The following is a 6,175-nucleotide window of genomic DNA, read 5'->3' on the forward strand; positions in this document are numbered from 1 at the left end:
CCATAGCGATCCCCGTTCTACCGCGAGATTCCGCGGCTAGATCGAGAACCCATCCACTCCTTTTGGCCTATAACCCTCGGGTGACGCGTCAGGCGCGCCGACCGCCCGGGCGCCGCGGCACCGCCGTGCGCCGGCGCGTGCGGCCGACGACGAAGGCGCTGATCAGCACGAGCAGACCCCCGGCGGCCGACGCGGCGAGCGCGACGATCGACGCGATGTGGGCCATCTCATCGGCACTCATGCCTCTCCCCTTCCGTCCGCGGATCCCTCCCCTGCTCATGAGACGCGCGAGCGGCCGTTTCATTACGCGGGTCGACGGGGACCATCCTTCCCCGCGTTCTCAGGGCGTGTCGCGTAGGCTTGTCCGGTTCGTGCCCCATCCGACATCCGGAGAGACATGCCTGCCACGCCCCGCCTCGTCGCCTTCGACCTCGACGACACCCTCGCTCCCTCGAAGTCGCCCATCGAGCCGCGGATCGGCGAGCTGCTCATCGCGCTCGCGGAGCGCGTCGAGGTCGCGATCATCTCGGGCGGGCAGATCCAGCAGTTCCGCATGCAGGTCGTCGACCGCCTCCCCGGGGCTCCCGAGGCGCTCTCGCACATCCACCTCCTGCCGACGTGCGGCACCCAGTACTTCCGTCACACGGGCGACGACTTCTCGGCGGTGTACGCGCGCGAGCTCACCGACGACGAGAAGCGCCGCGCCCTCGCCGCGGTCGAGGAGGAGGCCAAGCGCCTCGGCTTCTGGGAGACGCAGACCTGGGGCCCGATCCTCGAAGACCGCGGCTCGCAGATCACGTTCTCGGCCCTCGGCCAGGAGGCGCCCGTCGACGCGAAGAAGGCGTGGGACCCGACGAGCGAGAAGAAGTCCGCGCTGCGCGACGCCGTCGCCGCGCGCGTGCCCGACCTCGAGGTGCGCTCGGGCGGCTCGACCTCGGTCGACATCACCCGCAAGGGCATCGACAAGGCCTACGGCATGCGCCAGCTCGCCGAGGAGACCGGCATCGACCTCGACGACATGCTCTTCTACGGCGACCGGCTCGACGCCGACGGCAACGACTACCCCGTCCTCGCGATGGGCGTCGCGTGCGTCTCGGTGACGGGCTGGGAGGACACCGTCGAGAAGCTCGAGGAGCTCATCCCGGCACTCCCCGTGCGCGTCTGAGCGCCCGCCATACGACGAAACGGCCTCCGGATCATCCGGAGGCCGTTTCGTCGTCTGGCGCGTCAGCTGGCGTAGCCGCGCGGGTTCTTCTGCTGCCAGTTCCAGACGCTCGACGTCATGTCGTCGATGCCGAAGCGCGCCTTCCATCCGAGCTCCGACTCGGCCTTCGCCGGGTCGCAGTACGTCGCGGCCATGTCGCCCGGGCGTCGCGGCGCGATCACCTTGGGCAGCTCGCGGCCGACGGCCTTCTCGAACGATGCGATGAGCTCGAGCACGCTCACGGGGCGGCCGGTGCCGAGGTTGTAGCTCGCGAGCCCGGGCTGCGCCTTCTCGAGCGCCGCGACGTGCCCCTCGGCGAGGTCGACGACGTGGATGTAGTCGCGCAGGCCCGTGCCATCCGGGGTGTCGTAGTCGTCGCCGAAGACGTTGATCTCGGGCAGCGAGCCGACGGCCACGCGTGCGACGAACGGCATGAGGTTGTTGGGGATGCCCTGCGGGTCCTCGCCGATGAGACCGGACTCGTGCGCGCCGACCGGGTTGAAGTAGCGCAGCAGCGTGACGTTGAGCTCGGGGTTCACCTTCTGCACGTCGGCGAGGATGACCTCGTTGATGAGCTTGCTCTTCGAGTACGGGTTCGAGAGCTCGACGAGGTCGCGCGTGCCCGTCTCGCGGAACGGCAGGTCGGCCGGGTTCGAGTAGACGGTCCCCGTGGAGGAGAAGACGAACGAGCGGATGCCGTTGGCGAGCCCCACGCGGAGCAGCGCGAACGTCGAGTCGAGGTTGTTCGCGTAGTACTCGAGCGGCTTCTGGGTCGACTCGCCGACCGCCTTGTGCGCGGCGAAGTGGATGATCGCCTCGAACGGCCCGTGCTCGGCGAACGCCGCCCCCACGACCTCGTCGTCGGCCGCGTCGCCCACGACGAGCGCCACGGGCGTCCCCGTGATCTGCTCGATGCGCGAGGCGACGACGTCGCTCGTGTTGTCGAGGTTGTCGAGCAGCACGACCTCGTGGCCGGCTTCGACGAGCGCCACCGCAGTGTGCGCACCGATGTATCCGGCTCCGCCGGCAAGGAGTACTCGCATGCCCTCAGGCTACGGCTCCGGCCATGTTGACGTCAACATGCATCATGCAGGCGTGAGCACGCCGCCGGACTCCTCGAGGTAGCAGACGCCGCACAGCGACTCGTAGGTCACGAAGTGCTCGTCGCGCACGGCGGCACCCTCGGCGTCGATGGCCACCTGGTCCCCGTCGAAAACGAACCGTCCTGCGACCTTGCGGCCGTTGAAGAGCGCCTTCCGGCCGCAGCGGCAGATCGTCTTCAGCTCCTCGAGGGCGTGGGCGATCTCGAGGAGTCGCCGCGAGCCAGGGAACGCCTGGGTGCGGAAGTCGGTGCGGATGCCGTACGCCATCACCGGGATGTCCTCGAGCACCGCGATGCGGAACACCTGGTCGACCTGCGCGGGCGTGAGGAACTGCGCCTCGTCGATGAGCAGGCACGCGACGTCGCGCGGACGGTCTCCTGCGAACAGGGCGCGGGTCGCCTCGCGGCGGACGTGCTCGCGGTGACGCGCGAAGAGCTCGCCGGCATCGTCATCCGCATCGATGAGGAAGTCGACCGTGCGGGTGACGCCGAGGCGCGACTCGATCTGGTCGGCGCCCTTCGTGTCGATCGCGGGCTTGGCGAGGAGGACGGCCTGCCCGCGCTCCTCGTAGTTGTACGCGGCCTGGAGGAGGGCGGTGGACTTGCCCGAGTTCATCGCCCCGTAGCGGAAGTAGAGTTTGGCCACCGGACGAGTGTAGTCGGCGGGCGGTCAGAGCCTCGCTCGGCGGGCTGCCGGCGCCCTGTTCGGCGGGCTGCCGCCCCGCGCGGCGGGCTGCCGCCATCCAGACCAGCGCCCGTCGCCGAGACCAGTGCGGGGAACGCCAGTCTCGACGCCCGACGCTAGTCTCACGAAGGAGGTGGGCGGTCAGAGCACGGCGAGGCGGGCGAACACGTGCTCGCGGTTGAGCGGCGCCTGCGACGGATCGTCGACCGCCTCGACCGGGACGACCCACCGGAGCTCGTCGATCTCGGCCTGCACGACCGGCTCGACCGGAGTCCTGGTGGTGAACACGGTCGCGAGCAGCGCGTGATCGGCCTCATTGGCCGCACGGGTCGCGAAGGTGCCCAGCAGGCGCAGGTCGGCGGGCGCGATCTCCAGCCCGAGCTCCTCGCGCACCTCGCGGATGGCCGTGTCGACCGCGCTCTCCCCCGCCTCCGGCTTCCCGCCCGGCAGCATGAACGCGCGCGTGCCGCGCTTGCGCACGGTCAGCACCGCGCCATCCGCTCGTAGGAAGGCGATCGCGGCGACGGTGATCCGCGGGGCGGACGACGCCGTCGCCGAGGAGGGTCGGATGGCGGCTGCGGGGTTCACGGGCACGTCGAGCCATGTTAGCCGCAGCCGCCATCCGGCGGCCGTGCGTCAGTCGATCATGCCGCGGCGGAGGAGCTGGCCCCGCGGGGTGCTGCCGTCGACGACCTGACCGCGCAGGTACGTGCGGCGCACGAGACCCGAGAGCGCGCGACCCGCGTACGGCGTGATCGGGTTCTTGTGGTGGAGCTTCGCGACGTCGACGACGTACGCGTCGTCGTCGGCGAACACCGCGAAGTCGGCGTCGTAGCCGGGCGCGATGCGGCCCTTGCCGGTGAGCCCCGCGAACTGCGCCGGCCGGTCGCTCATCCACGACACCACGGTCTCGAAGTCGATGCCGCGGTGACGCGCCTCGGTCCAGACGAGCGACAGCCCCAGCTGCAGCGAGGAGACGCCACCCCATGCCACCGCGAAATCGCCGTTCTCGAGGTCCTTCAGGTCGAGCGTCGACGGGGAGTGGTCCGAGACGATGAAGTCGATCGTGCCGTCCTGCAGGCCCTCCCAGAGCAGCTCGCGGTTGCCGGCCTCGCGGATCGGCGGGCAGCACTTGTACTGCGTGCCGCCCGTCGGGATCTCCTCGGCGGTGAGGGTCAGGTAGTGCGGGCAGGTCTCGACCGTGAGCCGCACGCCGTCGCGCTTCGCCGAGCGGATCATCGGCAGCGCGTCGGACGACGACAGGTGCAGGATGTGCGCACGCGCCCCGGTCCAGCGGGCGCGCTCGATGACCTCGGCGATCGCGATGTTCTCGGCGCCGCGGGGGCGCGAGGCGAGGAACTTCGCGTAGTCGTCGCCCTCGGGCGAGGGCGCGCGGTCGATGGCGCGCGAGTCCTCGGCGTGCACGAGCATGACGGAGTCGAACGATGCGAGCTCGCGCATGTCGTGCTCCATCTCGTCGGCGTCCAGCGGCGGGAACTCGTCGACGCCCGAGTGCAGCAGGAAGCACTTGAACCCGAAGACGCCGTCGTCGTGCAGGTCGCGCAGGGACGACGTGCTGCCGGGCACGGCGCCGCCCCAGAAGCCCACGTCGATGTGCACCTGGTCGCGCGCGACGGCGCGCTTCTCCTCGAGGGCCGGCACGTCGATCGTCGGCGGGATGCTGTTGAGCGGCATGTCGATGATCGTCGTCACGCCGCCGGCGGCCGCCGCGCGGGTCGCGGACGCGAAGCCTTCCCATTCGGTCCGGCCGGGTTCGTTGACGTGCACGTGGGTGTCGACGAGGCCCGGGATGAGGGTCTCCCCCGCTGCCAGCTCGACGACCTCGTCGCCCTCGAGCGCGTTCCCGAGCGGCTGGAGCGCCACGATCCGGCCATCCCGCACGCCCACCTCGCGCGGGCGCACGCCCGAGGTCGTGAGCACCCGCTCGCCCCGGATCACGAGGTCGTAGCGCTCGCGGGGAAGCGTCGAGGCGGCTGTCGAGTCTGCACTGTGTTCGGTCTGCGACGACATCGTCGCTCCTTTCGAATGGTCTCTCATCAGTTTCGCGGAACGGCCGCGAGATGCTGCGCGGCGATGTCGCGGCCGATCGCGCGCAGGTGGATGGCGGCGTCGCGGATGCTCGCCGCCGCGTCGACGGCGCGGTCGCTCGTGGCGTAGCACGCGGCGAACCCCGCCTCCCGCCAGCGCTCCTCGCCGAGGAGCGTCCGGCCGCACACGGCGACGGCGGGCACCCCCGCGGCCGCCGCCGTGCGCGCGACGCCCAGCGGCGTCTTCCCCCCGAGGCTCTGCTCGTCGAGCGAGCCCTCACCCGTCACGACGAGGTCCGCCCCCCGCAGACGGTCGGCGAGACGGGTGAGGTCGAGCACGACGTCGACGCCCGCACGGCGTCGAGCGCCCAGCGCCGCGAGAGCGCCGAAGCCGACGCCGCCGGCCGCGCCCGCACCGGGCAGGTCGCGGGCAGCGACGCCCGATGCGGCCTCAAGGGCGTCGGCGAACACCGCGAGCGCGGCGTCGAGGGTCTCGACGTCGGCGGGCGATGCTCCCTTCTGGGGCCCGAAGACGCGCGCCGCACCGCGCGCCCCGAGCAGCGGATGGTCGACATCGCTCGCGAGGACGACCTCCGCGCCGACGAGCCGGGGATCGCGCCCCGACAGGTCGACGCGACGGACGCGCGCGAGCGCTGCACCGCCATCCGGCACGTCGCGCCCCTCCTCGTCGAGGAGGCGCGCACCGAGGGCCGCGAGCATGCCCGCTCCCCCGTCGGTGGAGGCCGATCCCCCGACCGCGAGCACGAGCCGGCGTGCACCGCGGCCGAGGGCGGCCCGGATCAGGTCGCCCGTGCCGCGCGACGACGCCCTCAGCGCGTCGCGCTCGGCTTCGGGCACGAGCTCGAGGCCCGAGGCCGTCGCCATCTCGATGACGGCGAGGTCGTCGCGCTGCGCCCACGTCGCCGCGACCGGCTCGCCGAGGGGCCCGGACGCGACCGCCCCGTGCCGGGCGAACCCGTTGGCGACCGCCGCGTCGACCGTGCCCTCGCCGCCGTCGGCGACAGGCGCGAGGTCGATCTCCGCGTCGGGGAGCTCGTCGGGGGGGGGGGGGGGGGGGGGGGGGGGGGGGGGGGGGGGGGGGGGGGGGGGGGGGGGGGGGGGGGGGGGGGGGGGGG

At 72.1% G+C, this 6,175-nt stretch carries 7 protein-coding genes; 1 reads left to right on the plus strand and 6 read right to left on the minus strand.

What is annotated here, in order from left to right:
* Positions 1–88: 88 nt before the first annotated feature.
* Positions 89–241, minus strand: coding sequence for a hypothetical protein (locus ACWXWW_RS17680; RefSeq protein ID WP_271173927.1), 153 nt, complete (start codon positions 239–241; stop codon positions 89–91).
* A gap of 156 nt (positions 242–397) precedes the next feature.
* On the opposite strand from ACWXWW_RS17680, the gene ACWXWW_RS17685 reads away from it, so the two are divergent.
* On the plus strand, positions 398–1,165 hold the full coding sequence (locus tag ACWXWW_RS17685) for an HAD-IIB family hydrolase (protein ID WP_455971293.1): 768 nt from the start codon (positions 398–400) through the stop codon (positions 1,163–1,165).
* 62 nt (positions 1,166–1,227) lie between these two features.
* Here ACWXWW_RS17685 and galE read toward each other — a convergent pair whose 3' ends face one another.
* From galE to ACWXWW_RS17710, 5 genes are all read right to left on the minus strand, one after another.
* A complete protein-coding gene (gene galE / locus ACWXWW_RS17690) occupies positions 1,228–2,247 on the minus strand; it encodes a UDP-glucose 4-epimerase GalE (RefSeq protein WP_271173929.1) in 1,020 nt (339 codons plus the stop codon).
* Positions 2,248–2,289: 42 nt separating this feature from the next.
* Positions 2,290–2,952: a thymidine kinase gene (locus ACWXWW_RS17695; protein ID WP_324014208.1), complete on the minus strand. Its 663-nt coding sequence runs from the start codon at positions 2,950–2,952 to the stop codon at positions 2,290–2,292.
* Positions 2,953–3,132: 180 nt separating this feature from the next.
* The gene (locus ACWXWW_RS17700) at positions 3,133–3,585 is read right to left on the minus strand and encodes an NUDIX hydrolase (protein WP_455971295.1); all 453 of its coding nucleotides are present in this window, start codon (positions 3,583–3,585) and stop codon (positions 3,133–3,135) included.
* A 42-nt stretch (positions 3,586–3,627) separates the two neighbouring features.
* Positions 3,628–5,022, minus strand: a complete 1,395-nt coding sequence (allB, locus tag ACWXWW_RS17705; RefSeq protein WP_455971297.1) for an allantoinase AllB — start codon at positions 5,020–5,022, stop codon at positions 3,628–3,630.
* A gap of 26 nt (positions 5,023–5,048) precedes the next feature.
* Positions 5,049–6,077: a glycerate kinase gene (locus tag ACWXWW_RS17710; protein WP_455971299.1), complete on the minus strand. Its 1,029-nt coding sequence runs from the start codon at positions 6,075–6,077 to the stop codon at positions 5,049–5,051.
* Positions 6,078–6,175: the final 98 nt, after the last annotated feature.

The sequence above is a fragment of the Microbacterium sp. KNMS genome (genome assembly GCF_053851835.1).